The sequence below is a fragment of the Azotobacter beijerinckii genome (assembly GCF_900110885.1).
Lineage (GTDB): Bacteria > Pseudomonadota > Gammaproteobacteria > Pseudomonadales > Pseudomonadaceae > Azotobacter > Azotobacter beijerinckii.
The window spans coordinates 1-13,095 of record NZ_FOFJ01000024.1 but is presented as its reverse complement, the minus strand read 5'-3'; the positions used below and the strand labels follow the sequence as shown (position 1 = coordinate 13,095).

Annotated in this window: 12 protein-coding genes and 2 pseudogenes; 11 read left to right on the top strand and 3 right to left on the bottom strand. The window is 69.4% G+C overall.

Annotation, left to right across the window (positions count from 1 at the left end; all coding sequences use genetic code 11):
* The first annotated feature begins 9 nt into the window (after positions 1 to 9).
* The 3 genes and pseudogenes from gatB to BMY22_RS13160 form a co-directional block, all read left to right on the top strand.
* Positions 10 to 1,458: an Asp-tRNA(Asn)/Glu-tRNA(Gln) amidotransferase subunit GatB gene (gene gatB, locus BMY22_RS13170; protein WP_090622699.1), complete on the top strand. Its 1,449-nt coding sequence runs from the start codon at positions 10 to 12 to the stop codon at positions 1,456 to 1,458.
* Between the two features lie 52 nt (positions 1,459 to 1,510).
* Complete coding sequence (locus tag BMY22_RS13165; RefSeq protein WP_090622698.1) at positions 1,511 to 1,882, top strand: septal ring lytic transglycosylase RlpA family protein; 372 nt, start codon at positions 1,511 to 1,513, stop codon at positions 1,880 to 1,882.
* Between the two features lie 19 nt (positions 1,883 to 1,901).
* Positions 1,902 to 2,978: pseudogene (locus tag BMY22_RS13160) on the top strand (calcium/sodium antiporter); the annotation flags it as partial.
* A gap of 15 nt (positions 2,979 to 2,993) precedes the next feature.
* On the opposite strand, the gene BMY22_RS13155 reads toward BMY22_RS13160, so the two are convergent.
* From BMY22_RS13155 to BMY22_RS13145, 3 genes are all read right to left on the bottom strand, one after another.
* On the bottom strand, positions 2,994 to 3,935 hold the full coding sequence (locus tag BMY22_RS13155; protein ID WP_090622696.1) for an AEC family transporter: 942 nt from the start codon (positions 3,933 to 3,935) through the stop codon (positions 2,994 to 2,996).
* 131 nt (positions 3,936 to 4,066) lie between these two features.
* Positions 4,067 to 4,627, bottom strand: a complete 561-nt coding sequence (locus tag BMY22_RS13150) for a response regulator transcription factor (RefSeq protein ID WP_090622694.1) — start codon at positions 4,625 to 4,627, stop codon at positions 4,067 to 4,069.
* Positions 4,620 to 5,882 (bottom strand): ATP-binding protein, encoded by a 1,263-nt coding sequence (locus tag BMY22_RS13145; protein ID WP_090622692.1) that lies wholly within the window; start codon positions 5,880 to 5,882, stop codon positions 4,620 to 4,622. Before BMY22_RS13145 ends, BMY22_RS13150 begins: the two co-directional genes overlap by 8 nt.
* 164 nt (positions 5,883 to 6,046) lie before the next feature.
* On the opposite strand from BMY22_RS13145, the gene BMY22_RS13140 reads away from it, so the two are divergent.
* From BMY22_RS13140 to tnpB, 8 genes and pseudogenes are all read left to right on the top strand, one after another.
* The gene (locus tag BMY22_RS13140; protein ID WP_090622690.1) at positions 6,047 to 6,760 is read left to right on the top strand and encodes an SIMPL domain-containing protein; all 714 of its coding nucleotides are present in this window, start codon (positions 6,047 to 6,049) and stop codon (positions 6,758 to 6,760) included.
* 56 nt (positions 6,761 to 6,816) lie between these two features.
* Positions 6,817 to 8,427, top strand: a complete 1,611-nt coding sequence (locus BMY22_RS13135; RefSeq protein WP_090622688.1) for an ABC transporter substrate-binding protein — start codon at positions 6,817 to 6,819, stop codon at positions 8,425 to 8,427.
* A gap of 9 nt (positions 8,428 to 8,436) precedes the next feature.
* The gene (locus BMY22_RS13130; protein ID WP_090622685.1) at positions 8,437 to 9,447 is read left to right on the top strand and encodes an ABC transporter permease subunit; all 1,011 of its coding nucleotides are present in this window, start codon (positions 8,437 to 8,439) and stop codon (positions 9,445 to 9,447) included.
* A 10-nt stretch (positions 9,448 to 9,457) separates the two neighbouring features.
* Entirely contained in the window at positions 9,458 to 10,360 is a 903-nt protein-coding gene (locus BMY22_RS13125; RefSeq protein ID WP_090622684.1) for an ABC transporter permease subunit, read from the top strand.
* A 10-nt stretch (positions 10,361 to 10,370) separates the two neighbouring features.
* Positions 10,371 to 11,339 carry an ABC transporter ATP-binding protein gene (locus tag BMY22_RS13120; RefSeq protein ID WP_090622681.1) on the top strand — a complete coding sequence of 323 codons (969 nt, stop codon included), beginning with the start codon at positions 10,371 to 10,373 and terminating at the stop codon, positions 11,337 to 11,339.
* Positions 11,336 to 12,295 (top strand): peptide ABC transporter ATP-binding protein, encoded by a 960-nt coding sequence (locus tag BMY22_RS13115; protein ID WP_090622680.1) that lies wholly within the window; start codon positions 11,336 to 11,338, stop codon positions 12,293 to 12,295. Before BMY22_RS13120 ends, BMY22_RS13115 begins: the two co-directional genes overlap by 4 nt.
* 277 nt (positions 12,296 to 12,572) lie before the next feature.
* Positions 12,573 to 12,764: pseudogene (locus tag BMY22_RS13110) on the top strand (transposase); the annotation flags it as partial.
* 85 nt (positions 12,765 to 12,849) lie between these two features.
* A partial coding sequence (tnpB, locus tag BMY22_RS13105) for an IS66 family insertion sequence element accessory protein TnpB (RefSeq protein ID WP_139204230.1) occupies positions 12,850 to 13,095 on the top strand: 246 nt, incomplete at its 3' end.

Below are 13,095 nucleotides of genomic sequence, written 5' to 3'. Positions count from 1 at the left end.
AATACGCACATGCAATGGGAAACCGTGATCGGGCTGGAAATCCACGCACAGCTCGCCACCCGCTCGAAGATCTTCTCCGGCAGCGCCACCACCTTCGGCGCCGAGCCCAACACCCAGGCCAGCCTGATCGACCTCGGCATGCCCGGCACCCTGCCGGTGCTCAACGAGGAGGCGGTGCGCATGGCGGTGAAGTTCGGCCTGGCCATCGAGGCGGAAATCGGCCACACCAACGTCTTCGCCCGCAAGAACTACTTCTACCCGGACCTGCCCAAGGGCTACCAGACCAGCCAGATGGACAAGCCCATCGTCGGCAAGGGCTTTCTTGACATCACCCTGGAAGACGGCACCGTCAAGCGCATCGGCATCACCCGCGCGCACCTGGAAGAGGATGCCGGCAAGAGCCTGCACGAAGACTTCCACGGCATGAGCGGCATCGACCTCAACCGCGCCGGCACCCCGCTGCTGGAGATCGTCTCCGAGCCGGACATCCGCTCGGCCAAGGAAGCGGTGGCCTACGTCAAGGCGATCCACGCGCTGGTCCGCTACCTCGGCATCTGCGACGGCAACATGGCCGAAGGCTCGCTGCGCTGCGACTGCAACGTCTCGGTGCGGCCCAAGGGCCAGGAAGCCTTCGGTACCCGCGCCGAGATCAAGAACGTCAACTCCTTCCGCTTCATCGAGCGCGCGATCAACCACGAGGTGCAGCGGCAGATCGAGCTGATCGAGGACGGCGGCAAAGTCGTCCAGGAAACCCGCCTGTACGACCCGAACAAGGACGAGACGCGCTCCATGCGCAGCAAGGAAGAAGCCAACGACTACCGCTACTTCCCCTGCCCCGACCTGCTGCCGGTGGTGATCGAGCCGGGCTTCCTCGACGAGGTGCGCGCCGGCCTGCCGGAGCTGCCGGGCGAGAAGCGCGCGCGCTTCGAGCGCGAGCACGGCCTGTCCGCCTACGACGCCAACGTGCTGTCGGCCAGCCGCGAGCTGGCCGACTACTTCGAGCAGGTCCAGCAGGTCTGCGGCGACGCCAAGCTGGCGGCCAACTGGGTGATGGGCGAGCTGTCCAGCCTGCTCAACAAGGACAACCTGGAGATCGACCGGTCGCCGGTCTCCGCCGCTCAGCTGGGCGGGATGATCCTGCGCATCAAGGACAACACCATCTCCGGCAAGATCGCCAAGATGGTCTTCGAGGCCCTGGCCGCCGGCGAAGGCGCCTCCGCCGACGCCGTCATCGAGGCCAAGGGCCTCAAGCAGGTCACCGACTCCGGCGCCATCGAGGCCGTGCTCGACGAGGTGCTGGCCGCCAACGCCGCCCAGGTCGAGCAGTACCGCGCCAGCGACGAAGCCAAGCGCGCCAAGATGTTCGGCTTCTTCGTCGGACAGGCGATGAAGGCGTCCAAGGGCAAGGCCAACCCCGGCCAGGTGAACGAACTGCTGAAGAAGAAGCTCGAAGGCTGAGCCAGCGACAACGCCGGCTCGGCCCGGCGTTGCACTTTCCGGAGCCTCGACCATGCTGCGAACACTGCCACTCGCCCTCCTCCTCGTCCTGCTCGCCGGCTACCCCTCGCCGCGACTCGAAGCGCGCAGCTACAGCGCCGTGGGGATGGCCTCCCACTATGCAGCCAAGCATCACGGCAAACGCACTGCCAGCGGCGAACTCGTGGACCGCAACACCCTCACCGCCGCCCACCGCAGCCTGCCGCTCGGCAGTCGGGTGCGGGTAACCAGCCTGCGCACGCGCCAGAGCGTCGTGGTGCGCATCAACGACCGCGGCCCCCGTGCCAGCGGACGGATCATCGACCTGTCCTACAAGGCCGCCCGGCAGCTGGAAATGCTGCATGCCGGCGTGGCCCTGGTACGCCTGGAACTGCTCGACGACTGAACGGACGGCGCCCGGGAAGATGCCCCTGACGACCCTCGCCGGCCTGATCGCCGGCCTGGCCCTGCTGCTCGCCGGCGCGGAAGCCCTGGTCCGCGGCAGCGCCCGACTGGCCGTGCGCTGCCGCGTCCCGCCGCTGGTAATCGGTCTGACCGTGGTGGCCTTCGGCACCAGCACCCCAGAAATGGCAGTCAGCGTGCTGTCGGCCAGCGGCGGACAGGGCGACCTCGCCGTGGGCAACGTCGTCGGCAGCAACATCTTCAACGTGCTGATGATCCTCGGCCTGTCCGCGCTGCTCATTCCCCTCCAGGTGTCGCGCCGGCTGATCCGCCTCGACGTACCGCTCATGATCGGCGCCAGCCTGCTGGCCTGGCTGCTGGCCATGGACCGGCACTACGGCCGGCTGGACGGCGTGCTGCTGCTTACCGGCCTGCTCGCCTACACCGCTCTCCAGGTGCGCAGCGGCCTGCGCGCCAGGGCCGACAGCGAGCGCAACGAGTTCGAGGTGGAGTACGGCGAAAGGGTCGAGGGACGCCTGGCCCTGTTCGGCCATCTGGCGCTCGTCGTCCTCGGCCTGGCCCTGCTGGCCTGGGGTTCAAACCTGCTGGTCGACGGGGCGGTGACCCTGGCCCGAACCCTCGGCCTGTCCGAGCTGGTGGTCGGCCTGACCGTCGTCGCCGCCGGCAGCTCGCTGCCGGAGCTGGCCACCTCGCTGATCGCCGCCCTCAAGGGCGAGCGCGACATCGCGGTGGGCAACATCGTCGGCAGCAATCTCTTCAACCTGCTCGCCGGCCTCGGCCTGGCCGGACTGGTCGCGCCCGCCCCGCTCGACGTGTCGCCCAACGCCCTGGCCTTCGACTACCCGGTGATGGTCGCGGCGGCCGTGGCCTGCCTGCCGATCTTCTTCACCGGCTATCGCATCGACCGCTGGGAGGGGCTGCTGTTCCTCGGCTACTACCTGGCCTACGGCGCCTACCAGGCGCTGTTCGCCGCCGGCGCCTCGACCGTCGCCCTGCTGCACAGCGCGCTGGTCTGGTACGCCCTGCCGCTGACCGCCCTGACCCTGCTGGTCATCGCCGTCCGCGCCTGGCATCGGCAGGACGGGAAGCGCCGCTCAGATCCAGCCGAGCCACTGCAGGACAAAGATACCGATGTTGGTGGTCACCGCCGCGAGCAGCGTGGTGATCACCACGATTCCCCCCGCCAGTTGGTGGTTGCCGCCTACCGCCCTGGCCATGACGAAGCTGGCCGCGGCGGTCGGGCTGGCGAAATACAGGTAGAGGACGCCCAGATCGGCACCGCGGAAACCGCACAGCCAGGCACCGAAGGTCGATAGCAGCGGCAACCAGACCATCTTCATCAGACCGGAGCTGAGCGCCAGGCTGCCACTCTCGCGCAGGGCGGCGAGGGAAATGGTCCCGCCGATGCAGATCAGCGCCAACGGCAGGGTCATCTGCGCGAAATAGTCGCCGGAAGTGAGCAGCCAGGCCGGTAGGCCGACCTGCCAGTAGGCGAACGGAAGCGCCACCAGCACACCGATGATCAGCGGGTTGCAGAGGATGCTCTTGGCGATGCTCCAGGCGTCGGTCCGGGCATGCGGGCTGTAGAACGCCAGCACTACCGAGGCGAGCGTGTTGTAGACCAGGATCACCGCGCCGGCCAGCACCCCGCCGAGGGACAGCCCGTAGTCGCCGTACATGCTGGTGGCCAGGGCCAGGCCGACGATGCCGTTGTTGCCGCGAAACGCCCCCTGGACATAGACGCCGCGATCGGCGCGCGGGCAGCGCCACAGCGACCAGGCCCAGGCGATCAGGAAACCGGCGACGGAAGCCAGGGTGAAATAGCCGAGCAACGCCGGCTGCAGCGCCGCATCCAGATCCGCATGGAGGATCGAGAGGAACAGCATGGTCGGCATGGTGCCCTTGAACACCAGCTCCGAGGCCGTGTTGATGAAGGCGACGTCGATCCAGCCCAGGCGCCGCAGCAGGACGCCGAGAAACAGCATGGCGAAGACCGGCGCAGTGATGCCCAAGGTTTGCGAGAACAGCGCGAGCATGGGGAGAGTCCGGGAAACGGTAGGCCCCTATCATAACGGCATATCTCTCGCCGGGAGACAAGAGGGGTAGCCGGGATGCCGCCGCGCTGCAGCCAGCCCGGGAACGGGGCTGGCCTGGGGAGTCCGCCGCCTCAGCGACGGACCGGGCGCTTCTGCAGCTTGCGCTGCAGGGTGCGCCGGTGCATGCCCAGGGCGCGGGCGGTGGCCGAGATGTTGCCGTCGTTCTCGGCGAGCACGCGCTGGATGTGCTCCCACTGCAGACGGTCCACCGACATCGGGTTGTCCGGCACCAGACTGTTCAGGTCGACGTGCTCGGAGAGCAGCGCGGTGAGCACGTCGTCGGCGTCGGCCGGCTTGCACAGGTAGTTGCAGGCGCCGCGCTTGATCGCCTCCACTGCGGTGGCGATGCTCGAATAGCCGGTGAGGATCAGCACGCGCATCTCGCCGTCCAGCTCGAGCAGCTTGGGCAGCAGCACCAACCCCGAGTCGCCCTCCATCTTGAGGTCGAGCACGGCGTAGTCCGGAAGATCCTGGAGCGCGATCTCCAGCCCCTCCTCCGCCGAACTGGCACAGGTCACGCGAAAGCCGCGGCGGGTCATGGCCCGCGCCATCACCCGGGTGAAGGTCGTATCGTCGTCCACCAGCAGCAAATGCGGCTGCTGCTCTTCACCCTCGATCGGATGCTCACTCATGGTTGTCTCCTGGAGCCAGGCGCGGCAGACGCAGTTCGGTCAGCGTGCCGCCCTCCTCGTGGTTGTAGAGTTTCACCGAGCCGCCGGCGCGGGTCACGCTGGCCTGGCTCAGGAACAGGCCAAGGCCGAAGCCCTTGCCCTTGGTGGTAAAGAAAGGCTTGCCCAACTGCTCGGCGATCGCCAGCGGCACGCCTTCGCCATGGTTGCGGATGCTGATGCACAGCTCCTCGGTGTCCCAGTCGAGGCAGATATCCAGATCCTCCGGACAGGCGTCGGCGGCGTTGTTGAGCAGGTTGAGCAGCGACTGGGTCAGGTCCGGCGCCGGCGCCAGCCGCGGCATGGCGCCCGTGCCGAGGACCTCGTAGCGGTAGCTCGCCTCCGGGCGCATCAGGTGCCAGCGGTTGAGCGCGACCTCCAGCCAGGCTGCCGCGCTCTGCACCTTGACCGCCTGCAGGCGGTCGGCCTCGGCGGCGCGGACCAGTTGCTGCAGGGTGTCCTTGCACAGCTTCACCTGCTCCTGCAGCACCGCCAGATCCTCCTGAAGCAGCGGATCGTCGTGCTCCTGGCGCAGCTCGGTGATCAACACGCTCATGGTCGCCAGCGGCGTGCCCAGTTCGTGGGCCGCGCCGGCCGCCTGGGTGGCCACCGCCAGCAGCTGCTGGTCGCGCATGCTCTCCTCGCGGCGCGTGGCCTGGAACTCCTCCTGGCGGCGCAGCTCGCCGGCCATCCGGCCGACGAAGAAGGTGATCAGCGCCGCCGCCAGGGCAAAGCTCAGCCACATGCCGTAGATCAGCAGGGTGACGCGATGCTCCGGTGGCAGATCGGTCGGGTTGTACCAGCCGACCAGCAGGGTGTAGGCGACCAGCGCCAGGCCCGCGAGCATCACCGTATGCAGCTTGGGCAGGGTCGCCGCGGCGATGGTCAGCGGCACCAGGTAATAGGAGACGAAGGGGTTGGTCGGGCCGCCGGTGAAATACAGCAGCAGGCTGTGGATGATCAGGTCGCAGGCCAGGTGCCCGGCATACTCCAGATCGGTCACCGGCCATTGCATCTGCAGGCGCAGAGCGGCACCCAGGCAGAGCATGGCGGACAGGCTGAGGGTGCCGGACAGCGCCAGCCACGGCAGCGGCATCAGGTCGGTGAGATAGGCCAGGCCGACCGAACCGGCCTGGGCGGCCAGCACGAGGACGCGGATCAGGATGAGCCGACGGAGGTTCTGGCGGCTGGCCGACAGCATTTGAACGGGTGCGAGCATGGTATTCCTCGGATGCGCCCGGCCAGTATACCCAAAAGCCCGCCGGCGACCGGCCCGAATGCGGCAACGGGACGCAGGCGAAGCTGCAGAAACTGGGCTACGCAGCTAGAGTCTGACTCCAACCGTCCAACGGACACGATCACGGCCCACACAAGGATTTCCCCATGCCCAGCCTTTTCCGCCTCGCCATGCCCCTCGCCTTTGCCGTCCTGGCCAGCCTGCCGGCACTGGCCGAGGACGCCCCCCGCTACAACCAGGTCAGCCTGCGGGCCGAAGCGAGCCGGGAGGTTGCCCACGACCTGATGCGGGTGACCCTCTACAGCGAAGCCCAGCACAAGGACTCGGGTCAGTTGGCCAGCGACATCACCCGCAGCCTGAACGCCGCGGTGGAGCGAGCCCGTCAGGTGGCGGGGGTGACGGTCAGCCTCGGCAGCCGCAACAGTTATCCGGTCTACGACGACCAGGGGCGCCGGATCGTCGCCTGGCGCGAGCGCGCCGAGCTGCGCCTGGAGAGCGCCGACTTCGCCGCCCTCTCCCAGCTGAGCGCCGAGCTGCTCGGCGAGCTGAAGATCGGCGACATGCGCTTTGCCATCGCCGACGCGACGCGCCAGAAGGGCGAGGACGAACTGCTGCAGGAAGCCGTGAAGGCCTTCGGCGAACGCGCCAAGCTCGCCACCCGGGTGCTCGGCGGTAGCGGCTACAAGCTGGTCAGCCTGAACCTGAACAGCGCCGGAATCACCCCGCCGCCGTTTCCGCGCGCCGCGATGGCGATGAAGAGCATGGATCGCGAAGCGGGCGTGCCGGCGCAGGAAATCGAGGCCGGCAGCAGCCAGGTGAGCGTCAGCGCCGACGGCGTGATCGAGGTGCAGATGCCCTGAATGGACCGGCGCCCGGTGCTGTAGAGTGGCGCCAGAGCCCGCCGACCGGATCGCCCATGCCCCGACGCCCCACCGCCCTCCTCCTTGCCGGCCTGCTCGCCGGCGCCGTCCAGGCTGCGCCGAGCAGCCTGGTGGTGTGCACCGAAGCCAGCCCGGAAGGCTTCGACGTCGTCCAATACACCGCCGCGGCCAGCGCCGACGCCTCGGCGGAGACGGTGTTCGACCGCCTGCTGCGCTTCGCCCCCGGCGGCACCGAGCTGCTCCCCGCCCTCGCCGAGCGCTGGGAAGTGTCCGCCGACGGTCTCGAATACACTTTCCAGCTGCGCCGCGGCGTGCGCTTCCAGCGCACCTCCTGGTTCGTCCCGAGCCGGGAATTCAACGCCGACGACGTGATCTGGAGCTTCCGGCGCCAGATCGACCCCCAGCACCCCTGGCACCGGCTGTCGCCGCGCGGCTTCCCCTATGCCGAGTCGATGGCCGTCGGCGAGCTGATCCGGCGCATCGACCGGCTCGACGACCATCGCGTGCGCTTCGTCCTGCGCTATCCCGAGGCGCCCTTCCTGGCCAACCTGGCGATGGGTTTCGCCTCCATCTACTCCGCCGAATACGCCGACCGGCTGCTGGCGACCGGCACCCCGGAGCGCCTCAACAGCCAGCCGCTGGGCACCGGCCCCTTCGTCTTCGAGCGCTACGAGAAGGACGCCCAGGTGCGCTTTCGGCGCAACCCGGACTACTGGGACGGCGCGCCGGCCATCGAGCGGCTGATCTTCGCCATCACCCCCGAGCCCAACGTGCGGGTGCAGAAGCTCAAGGCCGGCGACTGCCAGATCGCCCTCTACCCGCGCCCGGTGGACCTGCCCGGCCTGCGCCGGGACCCGCGCATCGCCGTGCTGGAGGACGAGCCGCTGCTGATCGCTTACATCGGCATCAATACCCGCCACCCGCCGCTGGACGACGTGCGGGTGCGCCAGGCGCTCAACCTCGCCGTCGACAAGGCCGCCTACCTGCGCGCCCAGTTCGGCGAAGGCGGCGCCAGCCCGGCGGTGGCGCCCTACCCGCCGAGCCTGTGGGGTTCGGACCCGGCGCTCGCCGGCTGGCCGCACGATCCGGCGCGGGCCCGCGCCCTGCTGGCCGAGGCCGGGCACGCCCAGGGCCTGAAGCTGAGCATCTGGACCCGCGCCGGCGGCGGGCCGACCAACCCCAACCCCGCCATCGGCGCCCAGCTGCTGCAGGCCGACCTGGCCGCCGTCGGCATCCAGGCGGAAATCCGCGTGCTGGAATGGGGCGAGTTGATCAAGCGGGCGAAGAACGGCGAACACGACTTGGTGTTCATGGGCTGGGCCGGCGACAACGGCGACCCGGACAACTTCCTCACCCCCAACCTGTCCTGCGTCGCCGCCGCCTCCGGCGAGAACCAGGCCGGCTGGTGCAACGAGCCATTCGACGCCCTGCTGCGCGAGGCTCGCCGCGCCACCGACCAGGCGCAGCGCGCCGCGCTCTACCGCCGGGCCCTGGCGATCTTCCACGAACAGGCGCCGTGGATTCCCCTCGCCCATCCCCGCGAGTTCGCCGCCGTGCGTCGCGACATCGAGGGCTTCGTGATCAGCCCGCTGGGCACCAACAACTTCGCCGGCGTGCGTCGCACCCCGGCCAGCGACCCGGAGTGAGCCGCGCGCATGCTGTCCTTTCTCGCCCGCCGTCTCGGCCTGCTGATTCCCACCTTCCTCGGCGTGACCCTGCTGACCTTCGCGCTGATCCGCCTGATTCCCGGCGACCCGGTGGAGGTGATGATGGGCGAACGCCGCCTCGACCCGCAGGCCCACGCAGAAGCGATGCACCGCCTCGGCCTCGACCGGCCGCTGCACGAGCAGTACCTGAGCTACCTCGGCCAACTGGCGCGGGGCGACCTCGGCCAGTCGCTGCGCACCCACGAAAGCGTCTGGAGCGAGTTCGCCAGCCTGTTCCCCGCCACCGTCGAGCTGGCCGGCGCCGCCCTGCTGCTGGCCAGCGTCCTCGGCCTGCTCGCCGGGGTGGTCGCCGCCCTGAAACGCGGCACGCCGCTCGACCACGGCACCATGGGCCTGGCGCTGACCGGCTACTCGATGCCGATCTTCTGGTGGGCGCTGATCCTGATCATGTTCTTCTCCGTGCAGCTCGGCTGGACGCCGGTCTCCGGGCGCCTCGACCTGCTCTACGACGTGGAGCCGGTGACCGGCTTCATGCTCATCGATACCCTGCTCAGCGACGAGCGGGGTGCCTTCCTCGACGCCCTGCGCCACCTGATCCTGCCAGCCATCGTGCTCGGCACCATCCCGCTGGCGGTGATCGCCCGGATGACCCGCTCGGCGATGCTCGAGGTGCTGCGCGAGGACTACCTGCGCGCCGCCCGCGCCCGCGGCCTGTCGCCGGCGCGGCTGGTCTTCGTGCACGCCCTGCGCAACGCCCTAGTCCCGGTGCTCACGGTATTCGGCCTGCAGGTCGGCTCGCTGCTCTCCGGCGCGGTGCTCACCGAAACCCTGTTCTCTTGGCCGGGCATCGGCAAGTGGCTGATCGAGGCGATCGGCGCCCGCGACTACCCGGTGGTGCAGAACGGCATCCTCTTGATCGCCGCGCTGGTCGTCCTGGTCAACGTCGTCGTGGACATCCTCTATGGCCTGGCCAATCCGCGCATCCGTCACCGGCAATGAGGAGATAGCGATGAACACACCCGCCCCCCTTGCCGCCGAACCGGCCTGGCCCTCGCCCTTGCGCGAGTTCTGCCGGGCCTTCGCGCGCAACCGCGGCGCCCTCGCCGCCCTGCTGCTGCTCGCCCTGCTCGTCGTCTGCGCGCTGCTGGCCCCCTGGCTCGCCCCCTTCGATCCCGCCGTCCAGCACCGCGACTTCCTGCTCGCCCCGCCGGCCTGGCTGGAGGGCGGCGAGATGCGCTTTCCGCTCGGCACCGACGAGCTGGGCCGCGACCTGCTCTCGCGGCTGATCCACGGCGCGCGCCTGTCACTGCTGATCGGCCTGGCCTCGGTGGCGCTGTCGCTCGCGCCCGGCGTGCTGCTCGGCCTCTGCGCCGGTTTCTTCCCGCGCCTTCTGGGTCCGTCGATCATGCGCCTGATGGACGTCATGCTGGCGCTGCCCGCCCTGCTGCTGGCGGTGGCGGTGGTCGCCGTGCTCGGCCCGGGGCTGCTCAACACCGTGCTGGCGATTGCCATCGTCTCGCTGCCCGCCTATGTGCGCCTGACCCGCGCCGCGGTGCTCGGCGAGATCCACCGCGACTACGTCACCGCCGCGCGGCTGGCCGGTGCCGGGCGGCTGCGCCTGATGTTCGTCGCGGTGTTGCCGAACTGCCTGGCGCCCCTGATCGTCCAGGCCACCCTGGGCTTTTCCGCGGCCATCCTGGATGCCGCCGCGCTGGGTTTTCTCGGCCTCGGCGTGCAGCCGCCGACTCCGGAATGGGGCAGCATGCTGGCCTCGGCGCGCGACTACATCGAGCGCGCCTGGTGGGTGGTGACCCTGCCGGGCCTAGCCATCCTCGGCAGCGTGCTGGCGATCAACCTGCTGGGCGACGGCCTGCGCGACGCGCTGGACCCGAAGCTGAAGAACCCGGACTGAGGAACGCGCCATGAGCCTGCTGGAAATCGACAACCTCAGCGTGCGCTACGGGCCCGCCGACGCCCCGCCGGTGGTCGACGGCCTCGACCTGCGCCTGGAAACCGGCGAGGTGCTGGCGATCGTCGGCGAGTCCGGCTCCGGCAAGTCGCAGGCCATGCTCGCCCTGCTCGGTCTGGTCGACCCGCCCGGCCGGGTCGCTGCCGACCGCCTGCACTTCGCCGGCCACGACCTGCTCGCCCTCGGCGAGCGCCAGCGGCGCCGACTGCTCGGCAAGGAGCTGGCGATGGTCTTCCAGGACCCGCTGGCCGCCCTCGACCCGAGCTACCGGGTCGGCTTCCAGCTCGAGGAAGTGCTGCGCCAGCACCTCGGCCTGCGCGGCGCCGCCGCCCGCCGGCGCGCCCTTGACCTGCTCGAACAGGTGGAGATCCCGGCCGCTGCCAGCCGTCTGGACGCCTACCCGCACCAGCTCTCCGGCGGCATGGCCCAGCGGGTGGCCATCGCCCTGGCAATCGCTGCCGAGCCGCGTCTGTTGATCGCCGACGAGCCGACCACCGCCCTCGACGTGACCATCCAGGCGCAGATCCTCGAACTGCTGCTGAACCTGCAGCGCGAGCGCGGCATGGCCCTGCTGCTGATCAGCCACGACCTCGCCGTGGTCGCCGAATGCGCCCGCCGGGTCTGCGTGATGTACGCCGGCCAGGCGGTCGAGGTCGGCGCCCTGCCCGGCCTGTTCGACGCGCCGGCCCATCCCTACACCGAGGCGCTGCTCGCCGCGCTGCCCGAGGCTGGCACCGCGCGCCGCCCGCTGCGTGGCCTGCCGGGCAGCGTCCCCGGCCGCCACGACCGTCCCGCCGGCTGCCTGCTGGCGCCGCGCTGCGCCTACGTGCAGGACGACTGCCGCGCCCGCCGCCCGCCGCTGGACGCCAAACGGCAGAGCCGGGCGCGCTGCTTCCACCCGCGCAACCAGGAAACCCCATGAGCCCGGTACTGATCGCCCGCGAGCTGACCCGCCATTACCGCGTCTCCCGCGGCCTGTTCCGCCCCGCCGCCACCGTCCAGGCGCTGAACGGCCTGTCCTTCGCGCTTGAGGCCGGCGAGACCCTGGCGGTGGTCGGCGAATCCGGCTGCGGCAAGTCGACCCTGGCCCGCGCCCTGACCCTGATCGAGGCGCCGACCGCCGGCTCGCTGCAGATCGCCGGGCAGGACACCGCCGGCGCCGATCACCGGCAGCTGCGCCGTGACGTGCAGATGGTCTTCCAGAACCCCTACGCCTCGCTCAACCCGCGCCGGCGGATCGGCGACCAGCTGGCCGAGCCGCTGGCCATCAACACCGCCCTCTCCGGCGCCGAACGCCGCGCCCGGGTGCTGGCGATGCTCGAACAGGTCGGCCTGCGCGCCGAGCACTATGCTCGCTACCCGCACATGTTCTCCGGCGGCCAGCGCCAGCGCATCGCCATCGCCCGAGCGATGATCCTGCGCCCCAAGCTGCTGGTCGCCGACGAACCGACCTCGGCGCTCGACGTGTCGGTACAGGCCCAGGTGCTCAATCTGTTCCTGGAACTGCAGCAGCAATTCGGCACCGCCTATGTGTTCATCTCCCACAACCTGGCGGTAGTCCGCCACGTCGCCGACCGCCTGCTGGTGATGTACCTCGGCCGGCCCATGGAGCTCGGCCCCGCCGAGCGGATCTACCGCAAGCCGCTGCATCCCTACACCCAGGCCCTGCTCGCCGCCACGCCGAGCCTGCATCCCGAGCCGGGCCGCCAGCGCGTCCGCCTCGCCGGCGAGCCGCCCAACCCGCTCGAACCGCCGGCCGGCTGCGTGTTCCATCCGCGCTGCCCGTATGCGACGGAGCGCTGCCGGGGGGAAGTGCCGGCGCTGCGGGAGGTGGATGGGCGGGAGGTGGCTTGTCATTATGCGGAGCGGTTCGTGTAGGGCGGGTTAGCGCAGCGTAACCCGCCGGCATGCCGGGAGTGCCGGCCCCTTTTCCGCTGTCATGACGTCGCGCTTTCCTCGGCGCGACCGACAGGTTTCGCCCTGCACGGCGAGTTCCTTTCTTCTTGCTTGCCCAAGAAGAAAGGAACCAAAGAAGAAGGACACCCGACATCCGGGTCTGACCGCTTCGCGGCCAGACTTCCCTTGTAATGGCCTAATGATTCTGGACACCCCGATAGGGCGGTATCGCTACCGCCACACAGCGAGGTAACAGAACATGGCAAAACGATCTTTCTCCACTGAGTTCAGGCACGAAGCAGCAGCCCTCGTGCTTGATCGCCACTACAGCGTGACCGAGGCCTGCACGGCGATGGGTGTCGGACCGACGGCCATGCGCCGCTGGGTCGAACAGCTCCGGCTCGAACGTGACGGCAAGACGCCGAAATCGAAGGCGATGACGCCGGAGCAGCGTAACCGCTCCATAAACCCTACCTTCGAAACCGCGCCCTGAGATCTGATGCTGAGCTCCCGATTCCTTCTGGAACTTGCCCCGCATGATGCGTCCCGCCCCCAACGTCAAAGCTGTTTACCTCTACCCCAAGCCGGTCGATTTCCGTAAATCCATCAATGGCTTGGCAGCCCTGGTCGAGTTGGATATCAAGGTCGCGGTGTTCGACCCTGTGTTGTTCGTCTTCCTCAATCGCACACGCAACCAAGTGAAAATTCTGTACTGGCATCGCAACGGCTTCTGTCTGTGGCTCAAGCGCCTGGAGGCCGAGCGGTTCAAGACCAAGCCGGAT

Excerpts from the sequence above, each read along its gene's own strand:
- BMY22_RS13125 (WP_090622684.1), top strand. The coding sequence starts at position 9,458 with ATGAACACACCCGCCCCCCTTGCCGCCGAACCGGCCTGGCCCTCGCCC.
- BMY22_RS13155 (WP_090622696.1), bottom strand. The coding sequence starts at position 3,935 with ATGCTCGCGCTGTTCTCGCAAACCTTGGGCATCACTGCGCCGGTCTTC.
- BMY22_RS13135 (WP_090622688.1), top strand. The coding sequence starts at position 6,817 with ATGCCCCGACGCCCCACCGCCCTCCTCCTTGCCGGCCTGCTCGCCGGC.
- BMY22_RS13150 (WP_090622694.1), bottom strand. The coding sequence starts at position 4,627 with ATGAGTGAGCATCCGATCGAGGGTGAAGAGCAGCAGCCGCATTTGCTG.
- BMY22_RS13130 (WP_090622685.1), top strand. The coding sequence starts at position 8,437 with ATGCTGTCCTTTCTCGCCCGCCGTCTCGGCCTGCTGATTCCCACCTTC.
- BMY22_RS13140 (WP_090622690.1), top strand. The coding sequence starts at position 6,047 with ATGCCCAGCCTTTTCCGCCTCGCCATGCCCCTCGCCTTTGCCGTCCTG.
- BMY22_RS13165 (WP_090622698.1), top strand. The coding sequence starts at position 1,511 with ATGCTGCGAACACTGCCACTCGCCCTCCTCCTCGTCCTGCTCGCCGGC.
- BMY22_RS13120 (WP_090622681.1), top strand. The coding sequence starts at position 10,371 with ATGAGCCTGCTGGAAATCGACAACCTCAGCGTGCGCTACGGGCCCGCC.
- BMY22_RS13145 (WP_090622692.1), bottom strand. The coding sequence starts at position 5,882 with ATGCTCGCACCCGTTCAAATGCTGTCGGCCAGCCGCCAGAACCTCCGT.
- BMY22_RS13115 (WP_090622680.1), top strand. The coding sequence starts at position 11,336 with ATGAGCCCGGTACTGATCGCCCGCGAGCTGACCCGCCATTACCGCGTC.
- gatB (WP_090622699.1), top strand. The coding sequence starts at position 10 with ATGCAATGGGAAACCGTGATCGGGCTGGAAATCCACGCACAGCTCGCC.